20 protein-coding genes, 1 other RNA gene, 1 pseudogene and 1 other annotated feature are annotated in these 24,522 nt (G+C 43.2%); of the genes and pseudogenes, 19 read left to right on the top strand and 3 right to left on the bottom strand.

Features of this window, described 5'->3' with window-relative positions:
* The first annotated feature begins 184 nt into the window (after positions 1 to 184).
* Both ACH0BF_RS15015 and dtd read left to right on the top strand, forming a co-directional pair.
* Positions 185 to 2,380, top strand: coding sequence for a RelA/SpoT family protein (locus ACH0BF_RS15015; protein ID WP_120033317.1), 2,196 nt, complete (start codon positions 185 to 187; stop codon positions 2,378 to 2,380).
* Between the two features lie 13 nt (positions 2,381 to 2,393).
* Complete coding sequence (gene dtd / locus ACH0BF_RS15010) at positions 2,394 to 2,834, top strand: D-aminoacyl-tRNA deacylase (protein ID WP_120033314.1); 441 nt, start codon at positions 2,394 to 2,396, stop codon at positions 2,832 to 2,834.
* A gap of 200 nt (positions 2,835 to 3,034) precedes the next feature.
* Here dtd and ACH0BF_RS15005 read toward each other — a convergent pair whose 3' ends face one another.
* The gene (locus ACH0BF_RS15005; protein ID WP_340853172.1) at positions 3,035 to 4,369 is read right to left on the bottom strand and encodes an N-acetylmuramoyl-L-alanine amidase family protein; all 1,335 of its coding nucleotides are present in this window, start codon (positions 4,367 to 4,369) and stop codon (positions 3,035 to 3,037) included.
* A gap of 319 nt (positions 4,370 to 4,688) precedes the next feature.
* Positions 4,689 to 4,919: a binding site (T-box leader), on the top strand.
* Positions 4,920 to 4,987: 68 nt separating this feature from the next.
* Here ACH0BF_RS15005 and hisS point away from each other — a divergent pair.
* From hisS to ACH0BF_RS14960, 9 genes and pseudogenes are all read left to right on the top strand, one after another.
* Positions 4,988 to 6,265: a histidine--tRNA ligase gene (hisS, locus tag ACH0BF_RS15000; RefSeq protein WP_120033308.1), complete on the top strand. Its 1,278-nt coding sequence runs from the start codon at positions 4,988 to 4,990 to the stop codon at positions 6,263 to 6,265.
* Entirely contained in the window at positions 6,265 to 8,040 is a 1,776-nt protein-coding gene (gene aspS, locus ACH0BF_RS14995) for an aspartate--tRNA ligase (protein WP_340853173.1), read from the top strand. The genes hisS and aspS overlap by 1 nt, the downstream gene beginning before the upstream one ends.
* Before the next feature lie 69 nt (positions 8,041 to 8,109).
* A non-coding RNA gene (ssrS, locus tag ACH0BF_RS14990) (6S RNA) lies at positions 8,110 to 8,298 on the top strand.
* A gap of 157 nt (positions 8,299 to 8,455) precedes the next feature.
* Positions 8,456 to 9,229: a tRNA threonylcarbamoyladenosine dehydratase gene (locus tag ACH0BF_RS14985; RefSeq protein ID WP_340853176.1), complete on the top strand. Its 774-nt coding sequence runs from the start codon at positions 8,456 to 8,458 to the stop codon at positions 9,227 to 9,229.
* Positions 9,230 to 9,508: 279 nt separating this feature from the next.
* Positions 9,509 to 10,285, top strand: coding sequence for a hypothetical protein (locus ACH0BF_RS14980; protein WP_340853178.1), 777 nt, complete (start codon positions 9,509 to 9,511; stop codon positions 10,283 to 10,285).
* A 3-nt stretch (positions 10,286 to 10,288) separates the two neighbouring features.
* Positions 10,289 to 10,672: a GntR family transcriptional regulator gene (locus tag ACH0BF_RS14975; RefSeq protein ID WP_120033295.1), complete on the top strand. Its 384-nt coding sequence runs from the start codon at positions 10,289 to 10,291 to the stop codon at positions 10,670 to 10,672.
* Positions 10,665 to 11,354, top strand: a complete 690-nt coding sequence (locus tag ACH0BF_RS14970; RefSeq protein WP_120033292.1) for an ABC transporter ATP-binding protein — start codon at positions 10,665 to 10,667, stop codon at positions 11,352 to 11,354. The genes ACH0BF_RS14975 and ACH0BF_RS14970 overlap by 8 nt, the downstream gene beginning before the upstream one ends.
* Before the next feature lie 11 nt (positions 11,355 to 11,365).
* Positions 11,366 to 12,023, top strand: a pseudogene (locus tag ACH0BF_RS14965) (ABC transporter ATP-binding protein); the annotation flags it as partial.
* Positions 12,024 to 12,285: 262 nt separating this feature from the next.
* Positions 12,286 to 13,233, top strand: a complete 948-nt coding sequence (locus tag ACH0BF_RS14960) for an ABC transporter permease (protein WP_120033286.1) — start codon at positions 12,286 to 12,288, stop codon at positions 13,231 to 13,233.
* Between the two features lie 205 nt (positions 13,234 to 13,438).
* Here the strand turns inward: ACH0BF_RS14960 and ACH0BF_RS14955 are convergent, their stop codons facing one another.
* Together ACH0BF_RS14955 and ACH0BF_RS14950 are read right to left on the bottom strand one after the other, a co-directional pair.
* Positions 13,439 to 14,242, bottom strand: a complete 804-nt coding sequence (locus ACH0BF_RS14955; RefSeq protein ID WP_340853185.1) for a DUF2935 domain-containing protein — start codon at positions 14,240 to 14,242, stop codon at positions 13,439 to 13,441.
* A 117-nt stretch (positions 14,243 to 14,359) separates the two neighbouring features.
* Positions 14,360 to 15,631: a replication-associated recombination protein A gene (locus ACH0BF_RS14950; protein WP_120033280.1), complete on the bottom strand. Its 1,272-nt coding sequence runs from the start codon at positions 15,629 to 15,631 to the stop codon at positions 14,360 to 14,362.
* Between the two features lie 148 nt (positions 15,632 to 15,779).
* Here ACH0BF_RS14950 and ACH0BF_RS14945 point away from each other — a divergent pair, with 148 nt between their 5' ends.
* The 8 genes from ACH0BF_RS14945 (at position 15,780) to ACH0BF_RS14910 (ending at position 24,345) form a co-directional block, all read left to right on the top strand.
* Positions 15,780 to 16,457: a YczE/YyaS/YitT family protein gene (locus tag ACH0BF_RS14945; protein ID WP_120033277.1), complete on the top strand. Its 678-nt coding sequence runs from the start codon at positions 15,780 to 15,782 to the stop codon at positions 16,455 to 16,457.
* On the top strand, positions 16,454 to 16,876 hold the full coding sequence (cymR, locus tag ACH0BF_RS14940) for a cysteine metabolism transcriptional regulator CymR (protein WP_120033274.1): 423 nt from the start codon (positions 16,454 to 16,456) through the stop codon (positions 16,874 to 16,876). The genes ACH0BF_RS14945 and cymR overlap by 4 nt, the downstream gene beginning before the upstream one ends.
* A gap of 15 nt (positions 16,877 to 16,891) precedes the next feature.
* On the top strand, positions 16,892 to 18,037 hold the full coding sequence (locus ACH0BF_RS14935; RefSeq protein ID WP_340853188.1) for a cysteine desulfurase family protein: 1,146 nt from the start codon (positions 16,892 to 16,894) through the stop codon (positions 18,035 to 18,037).
* Positions 18,038 to 18,071: 34 nt separating this feature from the next.
* On the top strand, positions 18,072 to 19,187 hold the full coding sequence (mnmA, locus tag ACH0BF_RS14930; RefSeq protein WP_120033268.1) for a tRNA 2-thiouridine(34) synthase MnmA: 1,116 nt from the start codon (positions 18,072 to 18,074) through the stop codon (positions 19,185 to 19,187).
* A 335-nt stretch (positions 19,188 to 19,522) separates the two neighbouring features.
* Positions 19,523 to 20,185 carry a tetratricopeptide repeat protein gene (locus ACH0BF_RS14925; protein ID WP_406909572.1) on the top strand — a complete coding sequence of 221 codons (663 nt, stop codon included), beginning with the start codon at positions 19,523 to 19,525 and terminating at the stop codon, positions 20,183 to 20,185.
* A 12-nt stretch (positions 20,186 to 20,197) separates the two neighbouring features.
* Positions 20,198 to 22,588, top strand: a complete 2,391-nt coding sequence (gene recD2, locus ACH0BF_RS14920; protein WP_340853192.1) for an SF1B family DNA helicase RecD2 — start codon at positions 20,198 to 20,200, stop codon at positions 22,586 to 22,588.
* A gap of 66 nt (positions 22,589 to 22,654) precedes the next feature.
* Positions 22,655 to 22,843 carry a hypothetical protein gene (locus ACH0BF_RS14915; protein ID WP_120033258.1) on the top strand — a complete coding sequence of 63 codons (189 nt, stop codon included), beginning with the start codon at positions 22,655 to 22,657 and terminating at the stop codon, positions 22,841 to 22,843.
* A gap of 422 nt (positions 22,844 to 23,265) precedes the next feature.
* Positions 23,266 to 24,345: an AI-2E family transporter gene (locus ACH0BF_RS14910; protein ID WP_340853196.1), complete on the top strand. Its 1,080-nt coding sequence runs from the start codon at positions 23,266 to 23,268 to the stop codon at positions 24,343 to 24,345.
* Positions 24,346 to 24,522: the final 177 nt, after the last annotated feature.

The raw sequence follows: 24,522 nt of genomic DNA, 5'->3' as shown, positions 1-24,522 counted from the left end.
AAGAAGGGCAGTTTTAGAAAAAATCTGAAAATAACGTGAATATTTTCGACATTCTTTTTCATTTTCTTTAGAAAATGAGCAAGATATCTTTACATCTGCCTACTTTTTTTCGATAATAAGAACTATTAGTATCTTTTAGAGCAGAAACAAAAATATTTAATAGATGGCAAAGGTGAGTAAACATATGGCAAAAGATCGGGTATTGACTGCCGATGAAGTGATTGAGAAGGCGAGTGAATATTTAAACGCAGAACATGTCAAGCTCGTAGAAAAAGCTTATCAATACGCTAAGGAAGCGCATAAGGACCAGTACCGTAAATCAGGGGAGCCTTACATTATCCACCCGATTCAGGTAGCAGGAATACTGGCAGATTTAGAAATGGATCCGGCCACTGTAGCAGCCGGTTTTTTGCATGATGTCGTTGAAGATACAGACATAACGTTGGCAGACATGGAAGAAGCCTTCGGCAAAGAAGTGGCCATGCTCGTAGATGGGGTAACAAAGCTAGGAAAGATTAAATATAAATCTAAAGAAGAGCAGCAGGCGGAAAATCATCGGAAAATGTTTGTAGCAATGGCGCAGGATATCCGGGTTATTTTAATTAAACTGGCAGACCGTCTGCATAATATGCGGACACTAAAGCACTTGCCTCATGAAAAACAGCGGCGCATTGCCAATGAAACACTTGAAATCTTCGCACCGCTGGCTCACCGTTTAGGAATATCAAAAATTAAATGGGAATTAGAAGATATTGCTTTACGTTATTTAAATCCGCAGCAATATTATCGAATTGTTAATTTAATGAAGCGTAAACGGGCGGAACGTGAGCAATACTTGGATGAAGTGATTAATGATGTAAAGACGCGTTTGGACGAGATTTCGATTAAGGCCGAGCTATCTGGGCGGCCAAAGCATATTTACAGCATTTATCGTAAAATGGTGCTTCAACATAAGCAATTCAATGAAATTTATGATTTGCTAGCTGTTCGGGTTATTGTTGACAGTATTAAAGACTGCTATGCAGTATTAGGAATTATTCATACTTGCTGGAAGCCAATGCCGGGTCGATTTAAAGATTATATTGCTATGCCGAAAACGAATATGTATCAGTCTCTTCATACGACAGTCATCGGCCCAAAAGGAGACCCGCTTGAAGTGCAGATCCGCACGAAGGATATGCATCATATCGCTGAGTACGGGGTAGCTGCTCATTGGGCATATAAAGAAGGCAAGACGGTTGATGAAAAAGCTTCATTCGACAAAAAGATGTCCTGGTTCCGGGAAATTATGGAGTATCAAAATGATTCTGCGGATGCAGAAGAATTCATGGAATCATTAAAGATTGACTTCTTTTCCGATATGGTCTTTATTTTCACACCAAAGGGAGATGTCATTGAGCTTCCAAAGGGCTCGGTCCCTCTTGATTTTGCTTATCGCATTCATTCCGAAATTGGCAACAAAACCATCGGTGCAAAAGTGAATGGAAAGATGGTTACTCTCGATTATAAGCTTCAAACAGGAGATATCGTCGAGATTTTAACATCTAAGCATTCATACGGCCCAAGTAAAGACTGGTTGAAAATGGCTCAGACCTCACAGGCGAAAAATAAGATTAAACAATTTTTCAAAAAGCAAAACCGCGAAGAAAATGTAATTAAAGGTCGGGAACAAGTTGAGAAAGAAATTAAAAACATGGATTTCGATGTGAAGGAAGTCCTCACTCCTGACAATGTGAAGCGTGTGGCAGAGAAGTTTAATTTTGCCAATGAAGAAGATATGTATGCAGCTGTTGGATACAATGGGATCACCGCTTTGCAAGTGGTTAACCGCCTGACCGAAAAATTGCGGAAAATGAGAGACCAGGAGGCAATCGTTGAAGAAACGTTAAAAGATTTAAAGCCTGTTTCCTCCCCGTCTCATCCAAAGAAAAATTCCGGAGTGACAGTGAAAGGCATTGATAATCTTCTTATCCGTTTGTCTCGCTGTTGTAATCCTGTTCCTGGAGATGACATCGTTGGTTATATTACGAAAGGACGCGGTGTTTCTGTGCACCGAGCTGATTGTCCGAACGTCAATGATGAAGAATCGACAGACCGTCTGATCGAAGTAGAATGGGAAGGCGGCGCGGCTGATCAAAAAGAGTACACGGTTGAGATTGAAATTTCAGGGTATGATCGTCAAGGATTATTGAATGAGGTGCTGCAAGCGGTCAGCGAAACGAAAACGAATATTTCCACTGTTTCGGGGAGATCGGACCGCAATAAAGTGGCAAAGATTGATATGGCCATTTATATTCGCAACATTAGTCACCTGCATAAAGTAGTGGAACGGATTAAGCAAATACCAGATATTTATTCAGTACACAGAATTTTAAATTAAGGGTGTTTTAACAATGAAAGTTGTTTTGCAAAGAAGTAAAGAAGCATCGGTTACTGTAGAAGGAGAAGTGGTAGGCCGCATTGATAGCGGCCTCGTGCTTCTTGTTGGTGTGACTCATGAAGACGGGGAAGCAGAAGCGGCTTATTTGGCAGAAAAAATTGTCCACTTAAGAATTTTTGAGGATGAAGAAGGAAAGATGAATCGTTCACTGCTTGATGAAGGTGGTGCCATTTTATCTGTTTCTCAATTCACCTTGTATGGCGATTGCCGTAAAGGGCGCCGTCCCAACTTTATGAGCGCCGCTAAAGGAGAGCAAGCTGAGAAATTGTACGACCGATTCAATGAAATGCTGAGAGAAAAAGGTGTCCATGTTGAAACGGGGAAATTTGGTGCAATGATGGATGTGTCCCTTATTAATGACGGACCGGTCACATTTATATTAGAAAGCAACTAAAGCGGCTCTTTAGAGAGTCGCTTTTTCTCTTAGCAGGAAGACATGAAGGTCGGTTGTCTTCCTACGAAATGAAGAGGTGCAGGCGCTTCAAGCGATAGCGTCCATAAAAACAAAGCGACCAGAGCGTCAATCCATACTCCTTCGTAACAGGGCTAATAAAAAAACAGACGAATCCATTTTGGATTCGTCTGTTTTTCATATTAGTTATTAAAATAAGAGCTTAACCCATTATATACACCATTGGTAATTAACTCTTGATAAGGGCTTGTTACAACAGCCGAAGCCTCTCGTGGATTGCTTAAATAGCCAAGTTCCAGTAAAATGGCAGGCTGGCTGTTTTCACGTAAAACGTAATAGTCACCGTGACGGACACCACGATTTTTCATAGGAAGAGACTGTTCTAAATTACGGTTTACCTTTTTTGCAAGCTGTTTATGCCCATTGTGATAGTAATAGGTAGTAAAGCCGTTTGCTCCGTTATGGTGAGTGCTATCATAGTGAAGACTGATGAACGCATCAGCACGATGATATCTGGCCGTGGCCACCCGGGAAGGAAGAGAGATGTATTGATCATCCGATCGGGTTAAAATAACATTAGCCCCTGCCTGACGCAGCTTATGGTATAAGCGTTCCGCTGTTTTTAAGGTAATAAATTTCTCAAACGTTCCGTGCATACCCGTGGTCCCGGCATCGACACCGCCATGGCCCGGATCGAGAATGATGGTTTTCCCTCTTAACCCAGGTGTGCGGTCAGCAACTGGCTCGGTTGAAGGCTCGTCCACGGCAGCCTTTCCATTGACTGACACCACCCAGCTCGCCACATAGGCTTTTTGGCCGCTGGAAAGACTAATTTTATACCAATCGCCAACCCGGGATTGAATAGGATAGCGTTCTCCTTGTGATCCTCTTGCCACGACAGAAGCAGATGTGCTGGCATCGGAACGAAGGTTGGTCCCATTATATAAAATAACGGCAAAACCGTCTGCTGGAGCCTCGCTGTTGTCCGCTGTTTGTTTCGTTTTATTCGAGATGCGGACAAATTGTCGACTTACCCAAGCTCTTTGTCCCTTGTAATGGATATGTACCCAATCATTTGTCACTTTTTCAACTGGTACTTGCTCGCCGATATGCAGCTTGCCAAGAACACCGGCTGATAGCGAAGGCTCGTTGCGTACGTTTAAATCATCAACGAGAACAGTCGCCGATCTCTCAGCTGTTGTACTTTTTACAATCCCTTGTTTGTCTTCTTGGACCGAAGTGCTGGCCCCTTTAACAATATAGCCAGCAACCCAGCCTTTTGTGCCGTTTGCAAGCTGAATTTGATACCAGTCATATTTTTCCTTTAATACTATGTACTTCTTGCCGCGCTCTGCTTGTCCCACCAGGCTGGCGGACATACTCGGCTCACTGCGAACATTTGCTTTGTTCACGGCAATTTCTACCTGTTGCGCCTCCTCTGCAAAAGTAGTGGCTGCAGGCAAAAGGCTCAATAGTAAAACAAATGCCATGATTAAACTGACTGTCTTTCTTTCCATAATCCACCGCCTTCAAAAAAGATAAATAAATTCACGTATTATTTTAGCATCTCTTTCACGATTTGGTGTTTCTTTCCGTGATTTTTCTAAAATTAAGAAAATGGTCCGTCTTTTCAGGATAAAACAGTCAAAAAGCTTTCTATATGCGGAAAGTTGTGAAAAAGAAACTTGAATGCTTCAGTAAAGTTTTTTATAATAGGAACATTGATATTGAAAAGCGGAAGGTGTACGTGTAGTACGGTTGGAGACTGTCTAGAGAAGTCTCCCGGGCCTTATCATACGCGTTAGTACCTGTTTGGCTGTTACTGACAATTGAATGATCAAACCAATGAGGGAGAAAAGTAATTACGGATCGCACGTCCAGAGAGGAATAGCCATGGCTGTAAGCTGTTCCCGCCAGCACCATAATGAAGGAACACTCCGGAGGTTTTTCCTTGAAAGAAAAGTTTTTTAGTAAGGGAAAACGCGACCAAGCGTTATCGGAAAAGTGAAAGCGACAAGTTCGCTTTAACTAGGGTGGTACCACGGGAATGAAACTCTCGTCCCTTATTTGGAGGGATGAAGAGTTTTTTTATTTGGAAAAAAACACCTGAAAATTGATTGAAGGAGGAAAAGGAAATGAGTGTAAATATTCCGCGCGGCACACAGGACATTTTGCCAGGAACGGTAGAGAAATGGCAGCAGCTTGAGAAGATTGCTACAGATATTTGCCGTAATTATCAATATAAAGAAATTCGGACGCCGATTTTTGAACACACAGAATTGTTTCAACGAAGTGTCGGTGATACAACAGACATCGTGCAAAAAGAAATGTATACATTTACTGATCGTGGCGACCGCAGCTTGACTCTTCGCCCGGAAGGAACAGCCGCTGTTGTTCGTTCGTTTGTGGAAAATAAAATGTTCGGTGACCCGAACCAACCGGTTAAATTATATTATAACGGACCAATGTTTCGCTATGAGCGTCCGCAGTCAGGACGATATCGTCAGTTTGTTCAGTTTGGTGTGGAAGCGATTGGCAGTGAAGATCCGGCGATTGATGCGGAAGTAATGGCGCTTGTTATGGACATTTATCAATCAGCAGGATTAAAGGACATTGAACTTGTCCTCAACTCCCTTGGCGATAAAGAGAGTCGAGTATCTCATAGAGAAGCGCTTATCCAACATTTCCAACCGCGGATTGGAGAGTTTTGTGAGGATTGTCAAAGCCGCTTAGAAAAAAACCCAATGCGTATCCTTGATTGTAAAAAAGACCGGGATCATGAATTAATGAAGTCAGCCCCATCTATTCTAGATTATTTAAATGAGTATTCCCGTACATATTTTGAAAAAGTGCAAAGCTATTTAACCGCTTTGGGCATCAATTTTACGATCGACCCCACCCTCGTTCGCGGCCTTGATTATTATAACCATACAGCTTTCGAAATCATGAGCCGGGCAAAGGGGTTTGGTGCCATTACAACTTTGTGCGGTGGCGGGCGTTACAACGGGCTCGTTAGTGAAATGGGCGGTCCGGACGTTCCTGGTATCGGTTTTGCTTTTAGTATGGAAAGGTTTCTAGCTGCCATGGAGGCAGAAGGGATCGAATGGACAGCTGACAACCGTCTCGATTGTTATGTTGCTTCTTTAGGAGAAGAAGCGAGAGATCATACGGTTAAATTGGTTCATGACTTGCGAAAAGCAGGAATAAAGGCGGAACGCGACTATCAAGACAGAAAAATGAAGGCTCAATTTAAAGCGGCCGACCGCTTAAATGCAAGGTTTGTGGCAATCTTAGGCGAAGATGAACTAAAGGAAAATAAAATCAATATAAAAGACATGGAAACTGGCGAGCAGCAAGAGATAACGCTTGACCAATTCGTTGAGACATTAAGAAAGAAAATGGAGGAAAAATAATGTTTGGCAGATCATATGAATGTGGAAAAATTTCAGAGCAGCAAATTGGTGAAAGCGTCACTTTAAAAGGATGGGTACAGCGCCGCAGAGATTTAGGCGGAGTCATTTTTATCGATCTTCGCGACCGCACAGGCATTGTACAAATCGTGTTTGATCCCGAAACATCTGCTGAAGCATTAGCTATAGCTGAAAAAGTACGTAATGAATATGTATTAGATATTCAAGGAACAGTCATCGCTCGTGACGAAAGTACAGTTAATGAAAACATTGCTACTGGAAAAGTTGAAATAAAAGTAAATGAAATAACGATTTTAAGCGAGGCGAAAACTCCTCCGTTCCCAATTGAAGATGCGACAGAAGTGTCTGAGGACATTCGCTTGAAATACCGCTACCTGGATTTACGTCGTCCAGTGATGTATGAAACATTTAAAATGCGCAGCGATGTGACAAAAGCAGTGCGTGATTATCTTGATGAAGAAGGATTTCTTGATGTAGAAACACCGATTTTGACAAAGAGCACACCAGAAGGAGCGCGTGATTATTTAGTGCCGAGCCGTGTCCACGGAGGAGAATTTTATGCGCTGCCACAATCACCACAGTTGTTCAAGCAGCTGCTGATGGTATCTGGATTTGACCGTTATTATCAAATTGCTCGCTGTTTCCGTGATGAAGATTTGCGAGCAGACCGTCAACCGGAATTTACACAAATCGATATTGAAGCAAGTTTTATGAGCCAGGAAGATATTATGGCTATGGCAGAAGAAATGCTGAAACGTGTGATGAAGCGAGTAAAAGGCATTGAAATAACTGAGGCATTCCCGCGAATGACCTATGACGAGGCCATGAGTCGCTTTGGTTCCGATAAGCCGGATACACGCTTCGGTATGGAATTAGTCAATGTGTCTGAACAAGTAAAGGATTCAGGCTTTAAAGTGTTCGCTAGCGCTGTTGCCAGCGGTGGACAAGTTAAGCTCCTCAACGTTAAAAATGGTGGAACGATTTACTCTCGTAAAGATATTGATGCATTAACGGAGTTCGCTGCTATATACGGAGCAAAAGGGCTTGCCTGGATGAAAGTGGAAGAAGACGGCTTGAAGGGACCAATCGCTAAATTCTTCTCCGAGGAAGAACAAAATGGTTTAATCTCTTCTGCAGAAGCGGCTGCAGGCGACTTATTGCTATTTGTGGCAGATAAAAAATCGATCGTAGCCGACGCCCTTGGCGCTCTTCGTTTAAAGCTTGGAAAGGATCTTGGCTTAATCGATGAAAATAAATTTAATTTCCTGTGGGTGACAGATTGGCCACTTCTTGAGTATGATGAGGACGCAAAGCGTTATTTTGCTGCTCATCATCCATTTACAATGCCAGTTCGTGAAGACTTGCCACTCCTAAATGATGAACCGGAAAAAGTACGAGCACAAGCTTATGATATTGTTTTAAATGGGTATGAGCTTGGCGGCGGTTCTATTCGGATATTCGAGCGTGATATCCAGGAAAAAATGTTTGAAGTGCTTGGCTTTACGAAGGAAGAAGCAAGAGAGCAATTTAGTTTCTTGCTGGATGCGTTTGAGTATGGGACTCCTCCTCATGGCGGGATTGCTCTCGGACTTGATCGGATGGTTATGCTGCTTGCAGGGCGCACAAACTTACGCGACACGATTGCTTTCCCAAAAACAGCGAGTGCCAGCGATCTTTTAATGGATGCTCCGAGTGAAGTAAGCTCCGGCCAACTGGAGGAATTGCATTTAGCTATTCGTCAAACAGCGAAAAAGTGATTTTTAAATATTTAGACAATTGAAAGTTGAAAACATTATTTACGTATGTTATTATAATTTCAACGAAGGGAAGTCCTGATGTGTCCGTTTATTTTCACTATCTGTTTTGACCGAACAATGTATGTTACGGGAGCTCGGGTTTGTAAATGGCGTACATGCCTCCTTCGCGAGGACTTACAAATTTTACTGCAGGGCACCCACCTGCCTAGAGCGGGTTCAAAACATATAGATTTATAGGACGGCACGATCGGGATTTCCCCTCTGTGTCTAAAATAACCGACAGCCTCTGATCAAGAGGCTGTTTTTTTTATGTATATAATGGGGAAAACATTGAATGAATGTATCTTTTCAAGTAAGATTATTCCTATCTGAAAAGATAAGAATATATTATTAAAGTTATGGAGTGATCCTATTCATGTTGCATCAATTTTCACGTAATGAACTTGCCTTCGGTCAAGAAGGGCTCGACATTTTAAAAAATAGTACCGTCGCTATTCTCGGTATCGGCGGGGTTGGCTCCTTTTCTGTGGAAGCACTGGCTCGTTCAGGGGTAGGACGTCTAGTACTCGTAGACAAAGACACCATTGATATTACTAATGTGAACCGTCAACTGCCCGCTTTGCTGTCAACAATTGGCCAGCCAAAGGCAGAAGTAATGAAGCAGCGAATTGCTGACATTAATCCGGAATGTGAAGTCATTACGCTCAATATGTTTTATACAGAAGAAACCTATGAAGAGTTCTTTAAGTATGGCTTGGACTTTGTGGTTGATGCCTCTGATACCATTTCTTATAAAATCCATTTAATGAAAGAATGCCTGAAACGCAACATTCCAATCATTTCGAGCATGGGGGCAGCTAATAAAATGGACCCAACGCGCTTTCAAATTACGGATATCTCAAAGACTCACACGGACCCTATCGCTAAGGTGATTCGTACTCGTCTAAGAAAAGAAGGAATCCGTAAAGGCATCCCGGTTGTATTTTCTGATGAAAGTCCCATTGTTATTCGTGAGGATGTTCGCAAGATAGTTGGCAATGATCAAGCGGAGATTCGCAAAGCGAAAATGCCTCCTGCCTCTAATGCATTTGTTCCTTCTGTTTGCGGATTGGTCATGGCCAGCTATGTGGTAAGAGAGTTATTAAAAGACATTAAAATTACTCGTGTAAATGATGAAAAGCAAATATAAGCTCTTTCTTTCTAATACCGTTATGGCTAGAGAGAGTAAAAATGAGAAACGGTCGGCAGCAAGGCAGAAGTAGGTAAAAGCATAATACAGAGCAGAAAGAGGTTTTTTCTAATCAAAGGAAGTCTCCTTCCGCTCATTGACTTATTATCGTTAATAGGAGAGCCACCCTAGAAAGACAGGGTGGCTTTTTTTATGAGAAAAAACAGGAAATGGGAATTGACAGTGTCAATGTTCTAGTGTACTATCTAACTAGAACACCGATACGCGGGGGGATCGTTAATGTTTCAAGGACTGTTAAGAAAAGACTTTTTATTGATTAGAAATTATTTTTGGCTATGGCTGATTCTTGTATTGGCAGTATATGGTTGTGGCCTTGCAGTTGCTGTTTATTATGGAGAGTTTTTTCTCGTTTTTCCATTTCTCTTCATGATCTACTTTTTTCATGTGGCGCTTTTGCCGATTGCGGAAATGATCTTGCTGAGGGCGGAGGAGAAAGGGCAGTATTGGCTGCATAGTAGAGCAGGCGGTGTAAAGCTGCTGCTTTCCAAAATCTTGGTGGCACTTGCTGCTTTTATTGTTTCCTTAGTTCTAACAGATGTTCTGGCGCTCATTTCATTGAACATTGCTTTGCCGCAAGGCTTTATTGATACACCCGAGAATCAGATGCCCTACAGGGAAGGGTTTTTGCTAAATATTGCCCTTACAGCGGGAGCCTTATATTTTGCCGTTTGGGGATTGTTCCTTTGGGCGGTGTATCATTCGCTGAACGCCTATCCGGTATTCAAGAAATTACGCTGGCTCGTTGTGATTGCCGTCTATGTCTTTCTCCAGTGGATAACAGCAAAGCTGTTGCAAGTACCATTTGTTCAAAAGTGGTTTGAAAGTTGGACTGTAAATATCGGTGAATCCGGTGCGAGAGCATGGGGAGTAGGCGGAATGCATTTCTCTATTGAGAACGGCGCTGTTCAAATATGGCCGGTTATTTTTTCCATTCTCCTTCATGTTGCTTTGTTTTTAGCTGCTGCCTGGCTGCTCAATCGAAAAGTAGAGGTGTAAAACATGACAGAAGAATTCAAAACATCGAAACCGATCTATCGGCAAATTGCTGACCGGATCATTCAGCAATTTGTCCGTGGCGAGGTCAGCCCGGGTGAGAAGCTGCCATCTGTAAGAGAGATGGCTATTCAGTCGGGTGTTAATCCAAATACAATACAACGAACATATGGAGAGTTGGAACGCATGGGCGTAGTAGAAACGAGGAGAGGGCAGGGAACGTTTATGACTGAACAAAGCGAGATGAAAAGGCAGCTAAGAGTAGAGATTCAGCGGGAGATGATCGAAACTTTTATACAGAATATGCGAGGGATTGGTGTAGAAGACGGCGAGATCGCAGAAGCAGTGGAACAATTTTTATCGGGAAAGGGGACAGCCGGCAATGATTGAATTGCGAAATGTCACGAAAGAGTACGGTAAGAGAAAAGCTTTGGATGACATTAACCTTCAGTTTGAGAAAGGAAAAATATATGGCATTCTAGGGCCAAATGGCAGTGGAAAATCAACGATGATGAAAATGGCGGCAGGTCTCGTATTTCCTACAAAAGGCGAGGTAATGATTAACGGGCGGGAGGTAGATCGTTACATTGCTCAAGATGTAGCTTATCTTGCGAGTGAAGGAATGATTTATCCGGGACTGACCGTGGAACAAATGATTCAGTTTTTTGCTTCTCAATATAACGATTTCTCAATGAATAAAGCGGAAGAACTGATTCAGTTTATGCAGCTTGAGCGTCATCAAAAAGTGAAAAAACTGTCAAAAGGCCAGCAGGGACGGCTGAAGCTGCTGCTTGTTCTTTCACGTGAGGCTCCAGTCCTTTTATTGGATGAACCTTTTTTAGGGCTTGATCCGATGGTAAGAGACACGATCGTAAAAGGACTCGTTTCTTTTATTGATTTTGGTGAACAGACGGTTATTATCACTACTCATGAAATTACAGAGATTGAGCCAGTTTTGGAAGAAGCAGTTATTTTAGATGAGGGAAAAGTGCGTGCCCGCTGCCACGTAGAGGAGCTTCGGGAAGAAGAAGGGTTGTCAGTATTGCAATGGCTGAAAAAGAATTACCAATAGGGGGTTAGTTCATGACTGCATTAGTAGAATTAAAAAACGTCTCCAAAATCATTAAGGGGAAAAAAATCATTGATTCATTAAGTTTCACAATACAGGGAGGGGAAGTATTTGGTTTTCTCGGTCCGAATGGAGCCGGCAAAACAACAACTATTCGGATGATTGTCGGGCTGATGAAATTGACAGAAGGAGACATTGTCATTTGTGGGCACAGCATTCAAAAAGACTTTGAGAAAGCTGTGAGCCATATTGGGGCTATCGTGGAAAACCCTGAAATGTATAAGTTTTTAACCGGCTATCAAAACTTGCAACAATATGCCCGCATGCAAAAAGGGATAACGAAAGAAAGAATCGACGAAGTCATTGAGCTTGTCGGGCTCAGTGACCGCATCCATGACAAAGTAAAAACATATTCGCTCGGCATGCGTCAGCGTCTTGGTATTGCTCAATCTCTTCTCCACAAACCAAAAATTCTCATTCTGGATGAGCCGACAAATGGACTTGACCCTGCTGGTATAAAAGAGATTCGCCAGTATATCCGTGATTTAGCAGAGAAAGAAGGAATGGCGGTTATCGTATCAAGCCACTTGTTGTCAGAAATGGAGATGATGTGTGACAGGATTGGTATTATCCAAAAGGGGCGCTTAATTAATGTCCAATCAGTCCATGACTGGGTAGATGACGGACGTGAAATTTACTCAATAGAAGTAAATCATGTAGAAACAGCAGCTAAATTACTATCCGCTTCCTTCCAAGGCGCCCAAATAAAAATATCGGAAAGCTGTTTATCCATTGAAGCAAACAAAGAACAAATTCCAGAAGTGATTAGTCTGCTTGTTTCAAAGAATATAAAGGTATATGAAGCCAAGCAACTGTCTAAAACACTGGAAGAAAGGTTCTTAGAAATAACAGAAAAGCAAGGGGCGGTGAGCTAATGGTACGCTTAATTCAAAACGAGTGGATCAAGATTTTTAAACGGCCTGGCACCTATGTCATGATCGGGTTGCTAATTCTCATGGCAGGTACATTTGCCGGCTTTACAAAGTATGATGAGAGCCGGCAGAAAGAGACGCCAGACTGGCAACAAATAATCAAGGCGGAAACGGCTGGTTATGAAAAAGAATTACAAGAAGATACGGGCATGTCAAAAGATCGTAAGGAATACTTACAGGGACAAATAAAAGTAAATGATTATCGACTTGAGCATAATGTACCTATTGATACAAAAACAAACATGCTGTCTTTTATCGAAGGAAACAGTGATCTATTAAGCTTTGCAGGATTATTTATGATTATCATTGCAGGAGGAATTGTTGCAAGTGAATACACATGGGGAACAGTGAAGCTATTGCTGATCCGCCCAATCAGCCGCACAAAAATTTTATTTTCTAAATACTTGGCAGTTGTGCTGTTCGGTTTATTTATGATATCCGTGCTCTTTCTTGTATCTGCGCTGATTGGCGCTGTCTTGTTTGGCACTTCCGGAGAATCTGCCCACCTGGCCTACGAAGGCGGGAAAGTCGTTGAACAAAGCATGTTCCTTTACTTGTTGAAAGTGTATGTATTAAAGTCCGTCGATGTGTTTATGCTTGCCACCATGGCGTTTATGATTTCAGCCGTATTCCGCAGCAGCTCGCTTGCTATCGGCATGTCTTTATTCCTGTTGTTTGTCGGCATGAATGTGACAATGATTATTGCTATGAAATATGAATGGGCCAAATATTTACTGTTTGCCAATACAAATTTAATGCAATTTGAAAGTGGGCAGCCGCTCGTGGAAGGCATGACGCCTGGTTTTTCACTAGCTGTGCTTGCCGTGTATTATATCCTCTTTCAGTTGTTGGCATTTACCACGTTTGCAAAGCGGGATGTCGCTGCTTAAGCTTAGTGTACAGAGAGTTAAATTTTAGTCCAGTGAAATATCTTATATTAAAAGTTAAACAACTGTATTCTACCCCCGTCCTAAAATTAGAACGGGGTTATGCTTGTTTGAGCTTTTAAAAATTAAATAGCTTAAGTGTCATTTTTCATTTAGGAGATTAAATAAAGAAAAGCGGCTGATTGGCAAACCAGCCGCTTTTCTTTCGCTATTCATTTATTCTTGGCTTTGTTGGATCGCAGCTTGGCATTTGCAGTCCCGTAGACTCAGCGAGCTTCATTAAATAGTAGCATTCTTCCCTCATCATATGGTCAGCCATAAGCGGGGCGAATGTTCCGAGTGCTTCTTTACTAATCTCCAGTTCTTCAATTTCCCGGAGAAAATTCATAAATAGCTTTATTTCCAGAGAAGTGTCTTGGTTAAAACGATCCAATGCAGGAAAGGTAGAAAGGGCAGTCCGCAAGAATCCCGTCATTTCTACTGCTTTTAAGTAAAAAGCTTCAAAATCCTTTGTAAAGCTGTCGCTTTTTTGCTTAATTTTCTTTTCAATCTGATCCATGTTATCTGATATGGCACCAGCGTGGCCTGCTGCATCTAGCAGCCACAATAAATGGTGATGGAGCGCGTGATAAATCGGAGGAACTTCTCCTATTTTCAAGTCATTTAATAGGCGCATATATTCGTCAAGTTCATTCACCATATGGCTAATAAAGGTGGGACTTAGATGGATGGACACTTTTCCTATAAGATGCCTGCGTATAAGATCGAGTTTGAGTGCTCTTAGCTTTTTTGTTTCTCCCTCAGCCAGCCTGCTGAGCGCTAGTAAATCATCTGTTCCTCTTCGAACGCTCTCCAACAGCTGGTCAAAAGCTTGGATGAAGTGATGGGCCAGTTTGATATCCCGTTGTTCAGTTGGAGCAAGCGAATCGTGAATGAAGCGGGCATGATCACCTAATACTTGCAACCAAAATTCATGTTCAAATTTAGCCGTTTCAGCATACGACTTGACCATACAACCTCTCCTTTTGTCATACTCCTATCATTTTACCGAAAGGAAGGAGGGGATATGACAAGTTTTCAAGCAGAGAAACATCTGCAATAGCCATGGGCATGTTCAATTTTTTGTCTGTTATTTCCCTCTCTCAATTTTTTCATAGATGCCAGACAGCGCCTGTTCAAATTTCCCTGTTTGCTTCGGTTCGTAATAGCGTTTGTTTTTTAACGTATTAGGAAGGTACTGCTGTTTCACCCAGCCGCTGTCATAATTATGAGGGTATTTATACTCAATCCCACGGCCAAGTTCCTTGGCGCCTGCATAGTGAGCGTCTTTCAGATGGTCAGGCACGTCACCGCTTTTACCAGCACGTATATCAGTGAGAGCAGCATCGATCGCTGTAATGGCTGTATTGGACTTCGGTGACAAGCATAATTCAATAACGGCTGCTGCCAGTGGAATTCGGGCTTCCGGAAAACCAATCCTTTCCGCGATTTGTATAGCGGCGAGTGTCCGCTGTCCTGCTTGTGGGCTAGCAAGACCAATATCTTCGTAAGCCGTCACAAGCAGCCTTCTTGTAATGCTGGGCAAATCACCAGCTTCAATTAACCGTGCCAAGTAATGAAGAGCCGCATTCACATCGCTGCCCCGGATGGATTTTTGAAAAGCACTGATCACGTCATAATGAGCATCACCGTCTTTATCGTGAGAGAAACTTTTCTTCTGCAAGCATTCTTCAGCTATCTCACGGCTAATAACAACGACATCTTCTTCGTTTGGAGGTGTAGATAACACCGCTAATTCAAGGGCATTTAATGAACTGCGCACATCACCACCGCTCGCCTGGGAAAAATGCTGAAGGGCGCTTTCTTCTACCTCCGTATGATAACTGCCGAGACCCCGTTCTTTATCCTCAAGAGCCCTCCGTAATGTTTCTTCAATTTGGATAGGTGTCAGCGGTGTTAGTTCAAAAATTTGGCAGCGGCTGCGAATCGCGGGATTGATTGCATGGTAGGGATTACTTGTGGTCGCTCCAATTAGTGTAATCATCCCATTCTCCAAAAATGGCAGCAAAAAATCTTGTTTGCCTTTGTCCAACCGATGGACCTCATCAAGAAGTAAAATGACCTTTCCCGACATCTTTGCTTCGGCAGCCACAATTTCCATGTCTTTTTTGTTGCTGGTGACAGCATTTAATGTCCGAAAAGCATATTTTGTACTGCCGGCAATAGCACTGGCGATCGATGTTTTGCCAACGCCGGGCGGGCCGTATAAAATCATGGAGGACAGCTGCTTTGCTGCGACCATGCGATAAATGATTTTTCCAGGGGCGACCAAGTGCTCCTGGCCAACAATTTCTTCGATCGTCCGCGGACGCATTCGAAAGGCTAATGGTTTCATGCTTATTCCTCATTTCTTGATCTAATTCTTTTTCTCCACTGTATCATAGGAAATGAGAGCAGAGCATGTTTTTTGACCGGTTTTCTATGATATAATAGCGAAAGCTGACTATATTAAAGGTAATAGACAATCCATTCGATAAGGGGAAAAATGGATGAAAAGAGAAAAGGCAAAAAAGCAGGGGAATATTGTGATTCGGCTGACGATTTTTACGATTGGCCTTTTATTTATGTCTCTCGGTATTGTTCTATTGATTCGAGCAGACCTTGGGGCAACGCCGTGGGATGCCCTTCATGTAGGATTGTATGAACAAGTAGGACTGACGGTTGGTACATGGTCGGTGCTTGTCGGTCTTTTAATTTTAGGGATTGCTTCTTTCTATTTGCGAGAATGGCCGCAAATAGGGGCTTATTTAAACATGCTGCTTGTTGGTATCTTCATTGATTTCTTTTTATGGCTGCCGATCATTGTCACACCCGGCAGCTTCAAAGGAAAGCTCGTCATGTTTATTGCAGGTGTGTTTGTCATGGCTTATGGAATGTCTTTTTATCTTTCTGCACAGCTTGGCGCTGGGCCACGAGACAGCTTTATGCTGGCTGTCATGAAAAAAACAGGCTGGAAAGTATCCAGCATCCGGCGAGGAATGGAATTTATCGTGTTAGCCATCGCCTGGCTGATCGGTGGACCGGTTCACTTCGGCACGTTTCTATTCAGTTTGCTAATGGGAACGGCGGTTGGGGTTTCATTGCCGCAATGTCAACAATTTTCCGATATACTAATAAACAGAGTAAATGAATGGAAAAAAGCTCAAAATCAGGGGGTAAACATATGAGAATTTCAACTAAAGGAAGATATGGATTAACAATTATGATTGAATTGGCAAAGAGACACGGGGAGGGCCCGACTTCTTTAAGAGTTATTGCGGGTGCCCACAATTTGTCAGAGCACTATCTTGAGCAGCTGATTGCACCGCTCCGTAACTCTGGACTTGTTCGCAGCATACGTGGCGCTTATGGCGGGTACGTACTTGGCAGAGAACCGGAAACAATTACAGCGGGAGACATTATTCGCGTGCTAGAAGGACCAATCAGTCTCGTTGAAGGCATTGAAGACGAGGAGCCGGCAAAGCGTGAGCTGTGGATTCGAATTAGCGACGCGATCAAAGGAGTGCTTGAAAATACAACATTGGAGGATTTGGCGAAGCACACGGACGGCAACGGCCAATCCGACGCCTACATGTTTTATATTTAAGGAGAGATCAGAGGAATGGAACGCATATACTTAGATCATGCGGCAACGACTCCCATGCATCCGGAAGTAACACAAACAGTGGTAGAACAAATGAATGACACCTTTGGCAATCCGTCAAGCATCCACTCATTTGGCCGAGCATCACGGCAGGTTGTAGACAAAGCACGGACAATGGCGGCAACAAGCATTGGTGCTAATTTTAACGAGATCATTTTTACGAGCGGAGGCACCGAAGCTGACAATTTAGCCATCGTTGGAACCGCACAAGCGATGAAGCAACGCGGCCGTCATATTATTACATCATCTATAGAGCATCATGCAGTTCTTCATACATGCGCTCATCTTGAAAATGAAGGATATGAAGTGACCTATTTGCCAGTCAATGAAGAAGGACTTATTCGTCTGTCAGACCTGGCGGCCGCCCTGCGGGAAGATACAATTTTAGTATCGATCATGTATGGAAATAATGAAATAGGAACGATCCAGCCGATTGCTGAGATTGGTGAACTGTTAAAAGAACACCAGGCTGTTTTTCATACGGATGCAGTGCAGGCATACGGAGCTGTACCGATTGATGTGAAAGCCGAACATATTGACCTGCTGTCGGCATCAGGCCACAAAATTAACGGCCCAAAAGGCATCGGATTTCTCTATGTAAAAGAAGGGCTCACACTCACCCCTGGCCTCTTTGGCGGCGAGCAGGAGAGAAAGCGCCGAGCGGGAACAGAGAATGTTCCGGCGATTGCTGGTTTTGGAAAGGCAATTGAAGTGGCAATGGCATCCATGGAAGAAAAAAGAGAGCGTTATATGTCATTTAAGAAACAGCTCACCCGGGTGCTGTCGGAAAAACAGGTGAACTTTTCGATGAACGGATCGCTTGAACGATCATTGCCTCACGTGATAAACTTGAGTTTTCCTGGAACAGATGTAGAATCGTTGCTTGTGAACTTAGATCTTGCTGGAATTGCTGCTTCGAGCGGATCTGCTTGTACAGCGGGGTCAATTGAACCATCGCATGTACTCGTGGCAATGTTTGGGAAGGAATCTGAACGCCTTCGCAACTCCATCCGTTTCAGTTTTGGCATCACCAATACGAAAGAACAAATAGATCAAGCAGGAGAAGCTTTGGCGGCAATTATTGAACGCCTAACAAATAAGTAAGTAACTATCCCTGCTTAGAAAGAGAGTGGACAAAATGAAGAAAGCACCGAAAGATACCCGTGTGGTTGTCGGCATGTCCGGCGGCGTGGATTCTTCGGTTGCCGCCCTTTTATTGAAGGAGCAGGGCTACGATGTCATCGGGATTTTTATGAAAAATTGGGATGACACAGATGAATCTGGCGTCTGCACAGCAACAGAGGATTACGACGACGTCATACGTGTGTGCAATCAAATCGGCATTCCTTATTATGCCGTTAATTTTGAAAAGCAATATTGGGAAAAGGTATTTACGTATTTTCTCGATGAATATAAAGCAGGACGTACGCCAAACCCGGATGTAATGTGCAACAAAGAAATTAAGTTTAAAGCCTTTCTCGAGCACGCCATGAGTCTCGGAGCGGATTATTTGGCAACAGGCCACTACGCACGGGTAGATCACAGCGGCGAAGAAGTGAAAATGCTTCGTGGCGTGGATGAAAATAAAGATCAAACATACTTTTTAAACCAGCTACAGCAAGATCAGCTTGAAAAAGTGCTTTTCCCAATTGGGGATATTGATAAGAAGCGTGTGCGTGAAATTGCAGCAGAAGCAGGCCTCGCGACAGCGGCGAAAAAAGACAGTACGGGCATTTGCTTTATCGGAGAACGCAATTTCAAGGAATTTCTAAGCGGTTACCTGCCGGCACAGCCAGGATTGATGACTACAATGGACGGAGAAGTAAAAGGCCGTCATGATGGATTAATGTATTACACGATCGGACAGCGTCACGGCCTTGGTATTGGCGGATCGGGCGAGCCTTGGTTCGTAGTGGGAAAAGACCTAGAAAAGAACATCCTATATGTTGAACAAGGATTTCATAATGACTTGTTGTATTCCAATTCATTGATTGCTGATCAAGTAAGCTGGGTCTCAAATCAGCCAAAGCCGCAGTCGTTTGAATGCACGGCAAAATTCCGTTATCGCCAGCAGGACAACAAAGTGACGGTTCATTTACTTGAAGATGGAAAAGTAAAAGTGGACTTTCATGAGCCTGTCCGGGCGATTACGCCGGGACAAGCCGCTGTTTTCTATGATGGAGAAGAGTGTCTTGGCGGCGCAACGATTGACCAAGTGTTTAAAAATGGAGAAAGACTGACATATGTCGGGTAAAGAGACAAGATAAAACCTTTAAAGCGGTGTTCTGCTTTAAAGGTTTTATTTTTTGCTCAATACATCTAGAATTTTAGGCCGTAATCTTCTGAATCAGTGAAAATAAATAATTTAGCTCTTTGTCTCATATTACCTGTCATAAGTCGATTTACTAGAGAAATTATCAATGAGCGTTTAAGGATAGACAAACAAGCGCTTCGCTTGCCTTCATTAAAAATGAAGACAGGGACTGATTCGTTGAGCTGTCTTCGTTTCTTTTTCAAGCTAATCTCTTCTGTTAAGAACGATGCAGCTCTGTGGTATAATTTTGATGAATATAACTATAGAGGTGACCAATGGACAAGAACTTACAAGGTATTGAATATTTGCAGCAAGGAAAAGTGGAGGAAGCGTTAAAGCTATTTTCAGAGCGAATTGAAGAAGCTCCGGAAGATCCGACGGCATATATTAATTTTGGTCATGTGTTATGGACAGTTGGTGAGCTTGAGCGGGCTGAGCGATTTTATAAAAAAGCTATTGAAGTAGAGCCAGCAGCAGGTGCTGCGCATTATGCACTCGGTACATTCTATTATGAGCAAGAAAGACTAGAGGAGGCGTGCCGTGAATTTGAACAAGCGGTTAAGTCAGGAATAGAAGAGAGCGACGCCTTTTTTATGCTTGGCATGACGTTTGCTCAGCTGGATCAACCCGTCCTTGCCCTTCCATATTTACAGCGTGCAGTGGAGTTAAATGAAGCTGATACAGAAGCCCGCTTTCAACTGGGCCTTTCTTTAGCGAAGGTGCAAGCCTATGATGAAGCGATCCGCCAGCTAGAGAAAGTGGTTGAAGAAGATCCGGGGCATGCGGATGCTTACTATAATCTTGGTGTTGCCTATGCGGGACATTTGGAAGATGCAGAAAGAGCTTTAGCTATGTTCAACCGTGCGCTTGAAGTTCAGCCAGATCATATGCTGGCTGGCTATGGAAAGAAAATGATAGAAAAAGCTAATGACATATAAGGAGTGCCTCCGATGGAACAAGGCTCAATGGATTTGTTTGCAAATGGAGAAAAATATGTAAAAGGGCGGCATCTGGTGACGATTTTCCATAATGAAGAGAACTTTTACTCAGTTATGCGGATTCGAGTCACTGAAACGAATGATGTCTGTGAAGATAAAGAAGTGGTTGTTACAGGGTATTTTCCACAAATCCATGAACATGAAGTGTACTCTTTTTATGGCGTGTTTAAGGAACACCCTAAGTTTGGCCGTCAGTTTCATGCGCGGCATGCTCAAAAGGAAATCCCGCAGACGAAGCAAGGGGTTGTCACATATTTATCGAGTGACTTGTTTAAAGGAATTGGGAAAAAAACAGCAGAAACCATTGTAGAAACGCTGGGAGAGGGAGCGATCTCCAAAATTCTCAATGACCCTTCTTCGCTTGAAGAGGTGCCACGACTCCCTGCAGACAAGGCCCAGTCGCTTTATGAAACGCTTCTTGAACATCAAGGGCTTGAGCAAATTATGATCGCACTTAGCCAGTATGGTTTTGGCCCACAGCTTTCCATGAAAATTTATCAGGCTTATCAGCAGCAGGCCATTGAAGTGATCCAAAAAAATCCCTATCAACTTGTGGAGGATATCGAAGGAATTGGCTTTGGTCGGGCAGACGAGCTTGGTGCGCAAATTGGTATTGGGGGTGAGCATCCCGACCGTATTAAAGCAGGAATTTTGTTTACTGTCGAACAGCAGTGCATGCAGGAAGGTCACTGCTATTTGGAAGCAGAACCGCTGTTAAAAGAAGTGAAGGCGCTTCTTGAAAAGAGCGGAAAAGAGCAAATCGCCTTTGAGGCGATAGCGAAGCAGCTGATTGTTTTGGAGCAAGAGGAAAAAGTGGTCGGGGAAGATAACCGTGTGTTTCTACCCTCTTTATATTTTTCGGAAAAAGGCCTTGTTACAAATATTGAGCGCTTGCTTAAGCAAACAGAGTATGAAGACCAGTTCCCTGAATCAGAATTTCTGTTGGCACTTGGCGATTTGGAGGAAAGAACAGGCGTACAATATGCACCATCACAAAAAGAAGCCATTCAAACAGCATTGATGTCGCCAATTATGCTGTTGACGGGAGGTCCAGGCACGGGAAAGACGACGGTCATTAAAGGCATTGTGGAGCTTTATTCGGAATTGCATGGCTGTTCGCTGGATCCTAAAGCGTATGGAAAGGATGAACCGTTTCCAATTAAGCTTGCCGCACCAACAGGCCGGGCAGCAAAAAGGATGGCTGAGTCAACCGGTCTGCCCGCGGTAACCATTCATCGCCTGCTCGGGTTCAGTGGACAGGAAACGATGGAAGAGGAAGAGGGACGAGAGGTTCCAGGGCGGCTGCTGATCGTGGACGAAGTATCAATGGTGGATATCTGGCTGGCTCATCAATTGTTTAAAGCATTGCCGGATGATATGCAAGTCGTGCTAGTAGGGGATGAAGACCAGCTGCCTTCTGTAGGACCTGGTCAAGTATTAAAGGATTTGCTCGCATCCGGTGTGATTCCAACTGTAAAGTTAACAGATATTTACCGCCAGGAAGAGGGATCTTCGATCATTGAAATGGCCCATGAAATTAAAAGCGGTTTGTTGCCGTCTAATTTGACGAAGCAGCAAAAGGACCGTTCTTTTATCCCCTGCCATGTTCAGCAAATCCCTGATGCAGTAGAGCAAGTTGTAAAAAGCGCCATTAGGAAAGGTTTTACAGCCAAAGATATCCAAGTGCTTGCTCCGATGTATAAAGGGCCGGCAGGCATTGATCGGCTCAATGAAATTTTACAGGAAATCCTCAATCCCAACCCGGATGGTTCCCGTAAGCAAATTGACTTTGGAGACATTCATTACCGGATCGGTGATAAGGTTCTTCAGCTCGTTAATCAGCCGGAACAAAATATTTTCAATGGGGATATCGGAGAAGTAGTATCGATCTTTTTTGCAAAAGAAAATACCGAAAAGCAAGATATGGTGATCGTCTCCTATGAAGGAAATGAAGTCACCTATACGAGACAGGATTTGAATCAAATTACGCACGCTTTTTGCTGCTCTATCCATAAATCTCAAGGAAGTGAATTTCCGATCGTTATTTTGCCGGTAGTGAAAAGTTACTACCGCATGTTGCGTCGTAATTTGCTTTATACCGCGATCACTCGCAGCAAGCAATTTTTGATCCTGTGCGGGGAGGAAGAGGCATTTCGAATTGGGATCGAGCGCAATGACGACCTGATGCGTAAAACAGCGTTAAAAGAAAAGTTAATAAAGGTGTTAGCGGATGACTGTGCAGAAGAAGAAGCGGCTGATTCAATCTTGCTAACGGAAGAAACCATGATGGCTATTGATCCAATGATCGGGATGAAAACCATTACACCGTACGACTTTTTATAATTGGGCATGTATAAAAGTGGGAAAAGCTGGGCACCCTGTTTGCAAAAAACGTGCGAGGTGACGCCCATGATTACATGCCCAAACTGTCAAAGCAAAGAAATTGGAAAAATTGGTACAACACAGTATTATTGTTGGAATTGCTTTATTGAGCTCTCCGTCGAAAAAAATGTGATCTCTGTTCATCAAGTTGAAGAAGATGGTTCCTTAAGCTCTCTCAACGATCTATTCGAAGAAGAAAAAAGAAGAATGGGGTAATTAGAAAAGCAGAGCCGACTGTTCTGGGGCGACAAGCATAAGCTAATCTGACGAATGGGCGTTTTTTGCCACTCAGTCAGATTGGCTTATGACCTCGAGCCCCAAGAGGCGGAGCTAGACAAAGAAAAGCGGAAGCGACCCGATTAGCCAGCTAGGCGGCTGGAGGACTCGACAAGGAGTCGTTTTTTGACTCCGTCAGAGAGATCGAAGCCGGCGTACGGGCTGGTCGCTGAGCGCCCTGAGTGCTCTGGCCGGCATCATATAGATTTGGGCTGAAAAAGCTTGTGAAGGAATTCCTTCACAAGCTTTTTTTAAAAGAAAGTCTGTTGAGGCAATGGATCGATCTTCTTAATTGGATGAATAAACAAATGGCATCTAGCTGCAAACTAGATAAAACGGTTTATTAAAGGATGTCGGATCCGATGGAAAATAAATTGAAGTTGAAGTGGCTGTATTTAGCTTGTGCAGGACTGCTAATGTTGCTGACGGTGTATGTTTTGTATTTGTTAAATCCTGTGTTGAGTCCGCTGTTGCGGGGAGTGCTCGTGAGTCTTATGCCTTTTTTATTAGGCGGATTTATAGCCTATTTGCTGCATCCGCTTGTAGAAAAAATGGCTGAGCGGGGCGTGTCTAGAACCATGTCAATCTTGCTTATTTATATCTTGTTTTTTGGCATCATCGGTATTTGCTTATTTCGAGGTGTACCTTTATTTATCGATCAGCTTAGAGAATTGTCACAAAGTGCTCCTGAGCTGTCAAAGATGTATGAAGAACAGATCATTGCTCTTGAAGCAGAAACATTGACTTGGCCGGATGGAATACAAGAAAAGATTCATAATCGCATTGTCAGCTTTGAACTTTGGCTTTCAGGCCTTGTGGAAGCATTTATGAATGTGCTCATGAAAATGGTCAATTTCCTTCTGCTGCTAGCCGTTGTGCCTTTCATCTCTTTTTATTTATTGAAAGACATCGATCGGGTAAAAAAAGCCGCTTGGACCTTTACACCAAAAAGGTGGAGAACAAGGGCGTTGCGGTTTATCAAAGAATTGGACAGATCATTAGGAGGATATATCAGAGGCCAGCTGTTTGTCTGCTTAGTTATCGGGGCCGTGGCAGCTCTGCTCTTCACATTCATAGGTCTTAAATATGCTATTTTGCTCGGCTTGATCATCGGAATTACGAATGTCATCCCGTATTTTGGGCCAATTATTGGGGCTGTTCCAGCTGTTTTTGTGGCATTAACTATATCCGGGAGATTGGCTATCTATACAGCAATTATCGTGCTTTTTTTGCAGTTTATCGAAGGGAATGTGCTGTCCCCGTGGGTCGTCGGAAAAAGTGTCCATCTCCATCCATTATTCATTATCGGGGCCCTGTTGCTTGGTGGGGAGGCAGGAGGGATTATCGGCCTTATTATTGCTGTGCCGGTTCTCATCATTTTCAAGGCAGCCTTTATGGCGGAAAGGCGAGTGAAGGTCCGTTTGCAAAAAGCTCCGCATTGACAAACAGGTTCAGAGTTTTTTATAATTCGATATATCTCAACAAATATAAATCAATGATGGATCGAGTATGTTATAGTCCACCTAAGTGCCGAGCACGTCAGAGAGGAGTTTCCATGGCTGGAAGAAGCTCCAGGTGAAGGGTAACGGAAAGCTAGTCCGGAGAGCAGCTAATCCCTG

The sequence above is a fragment of the Pseudobacillus sp. 179-B 2D1 NHS genome (genome assembly GCF_045370945.1).
Lineage (GTDB): Bacteria > Bacillota > Bacilli > Bacillales > Domibacillaceae > Pseudobacillus.
The sequence above is the reverse complement of the archived record's forward strand: the minus strand, read 5'-3'. Positions and strand labels throughout refer to the sequence as shown.

Excerpts from the sequence above, each read along its gene's own strand:
- ACH0BF_RS14955 (WP_340853185.1), bottom strand. The coding sequence starts at position 14,242 with ATGGTCAAGTCGTATGCTGAAACGGCTAAATTTGAACATGAATTTTGG.
- mnmA (WP_120033268.1), top strand. The coding sequence starts at position 18,072 with ATGAAGAAAGCACCGAAAGATACCCGTGTGGTTGTCGGCATGTCCGGC.
- recD2 (WP_340853192.1), top strand. The coding sequence starts at position 20,198 with ATGGAACAAGGCTCAATGGATTTGTTTGCAAATGGAGAAAAATATGTA.
- ACH0BF_RS14975 (WP_120033295.1), top strand. The coding sequence starts at position 10,289 with ATGACAGAAGAATTCAAAACATCGAAACCGATCTATCGGCAAATTGCT.
- ACH0BF_RS14925 (WP_406909572.1), top strand. The coding sequence starts at position 19,523 with ATGGACAAGAACTTACAAGGTATTGAATATTTGCAGCAAGGAAAAGTG.
- ACH0BF_RS14960 (WP_120033286.1), top strand. The coding sequence starts at position 12,286 with ATGGTACGCTTAATTCAAAACGAGTGGATCAAGATTTTTAAACGGCCT.
- aspS (WP_340853173.1), top strand. The coding sequence starts at position 6,265 with ATGTTTGGCAGATCATATGAATGTGGAAAAATTTCAGAGCAGCAAATT.
- ACH0BF_RS14915 (WP_120033258.1), top strand. The coding sequence starts at position 22,655 with ATGATTACATGCCCAAACTGTCAAAGCAAAGAAATTGGAAAAATTGGT.
- ACH0BF_RS14985 (WP_340853176.1), top strand. The coding sequence starts at position 8,456 with ATGTTGCATCAATTTTCACGTAATGAACTTGCCTTCGGTCAAGAAGGG.
- ACH0BF_RS14910 (WP_340853196.1), top strand. The coding sequence starts at position 23,266 with ATGGAAAATAAATTGAAGTTGAAGTGGCTGTATTTAGCTTGTGCAGGA.
- ACH0BF_RS15015 (WP_120033317.1), top strand. The coding sequence starts at position 185 with ATGGCAAAAGATCGGGTATTGACTGCCGATGAAGTGATTGAGAAGGCG.
- hisS (WP_120033308.1), top strand. The coding sequence starts at position 4,988 with ATGAGTGTAAATATTCCGCGCGGCACACAGGACATTTTGCCAGGAACG.
- ACH0BF_RS15005 (WP_340853172.1), bottom strand. The coding sequence starts at position 4,369 with ATGGAAAGAAAGACAGTCAGTTTAATCATGGCATTTGTTTTACTATTG.
- dtd (WP_120033314.1), top strand. The coding sequence starts at position 2,394 with ATGAAAGTTGTTTTGCAAAGAAGTAAAGAAGCATCGGTTACTGTAGAA.
- ACH0BF_RS14945 (WP_120033277.1), top strand. The coding sequence starts at position 15,780 with ATGAAAAGAGAAAAGGCAAAAAAGCAGGGGAATATTGTGATTCGGCTG.
- ACH0BF_RS14980 (WP_340853178.1), top strand. The coding sequence starts at position 9,509 with ATGTTTCAAGGACTGTTAAGAAAAGACTTTTTATTGATTAGAAATTAT.
- cymR (WP_120033274.1), top strand. The coding sequence starts at position 16,454 with ATGAGAATTTCAACTAAAGGAAGATATGGATTAACAATTATGATTGAA.
- ACH0BF_RS14935 (WP_340853188.1), top strand. The coding sequence starts at position 16,892 with ATGGAACGCATATACTTAGATCATGCGGCAACGACTCCCATGCATCCG.
- ACH0BF_RS14970 (WP_120033292.1), top strand. The coding sequence starts at position 10,665 with ATGATTGAATTGCGAAATGTCACGAAAGAGTACGGTAAGAGAAAAGCT.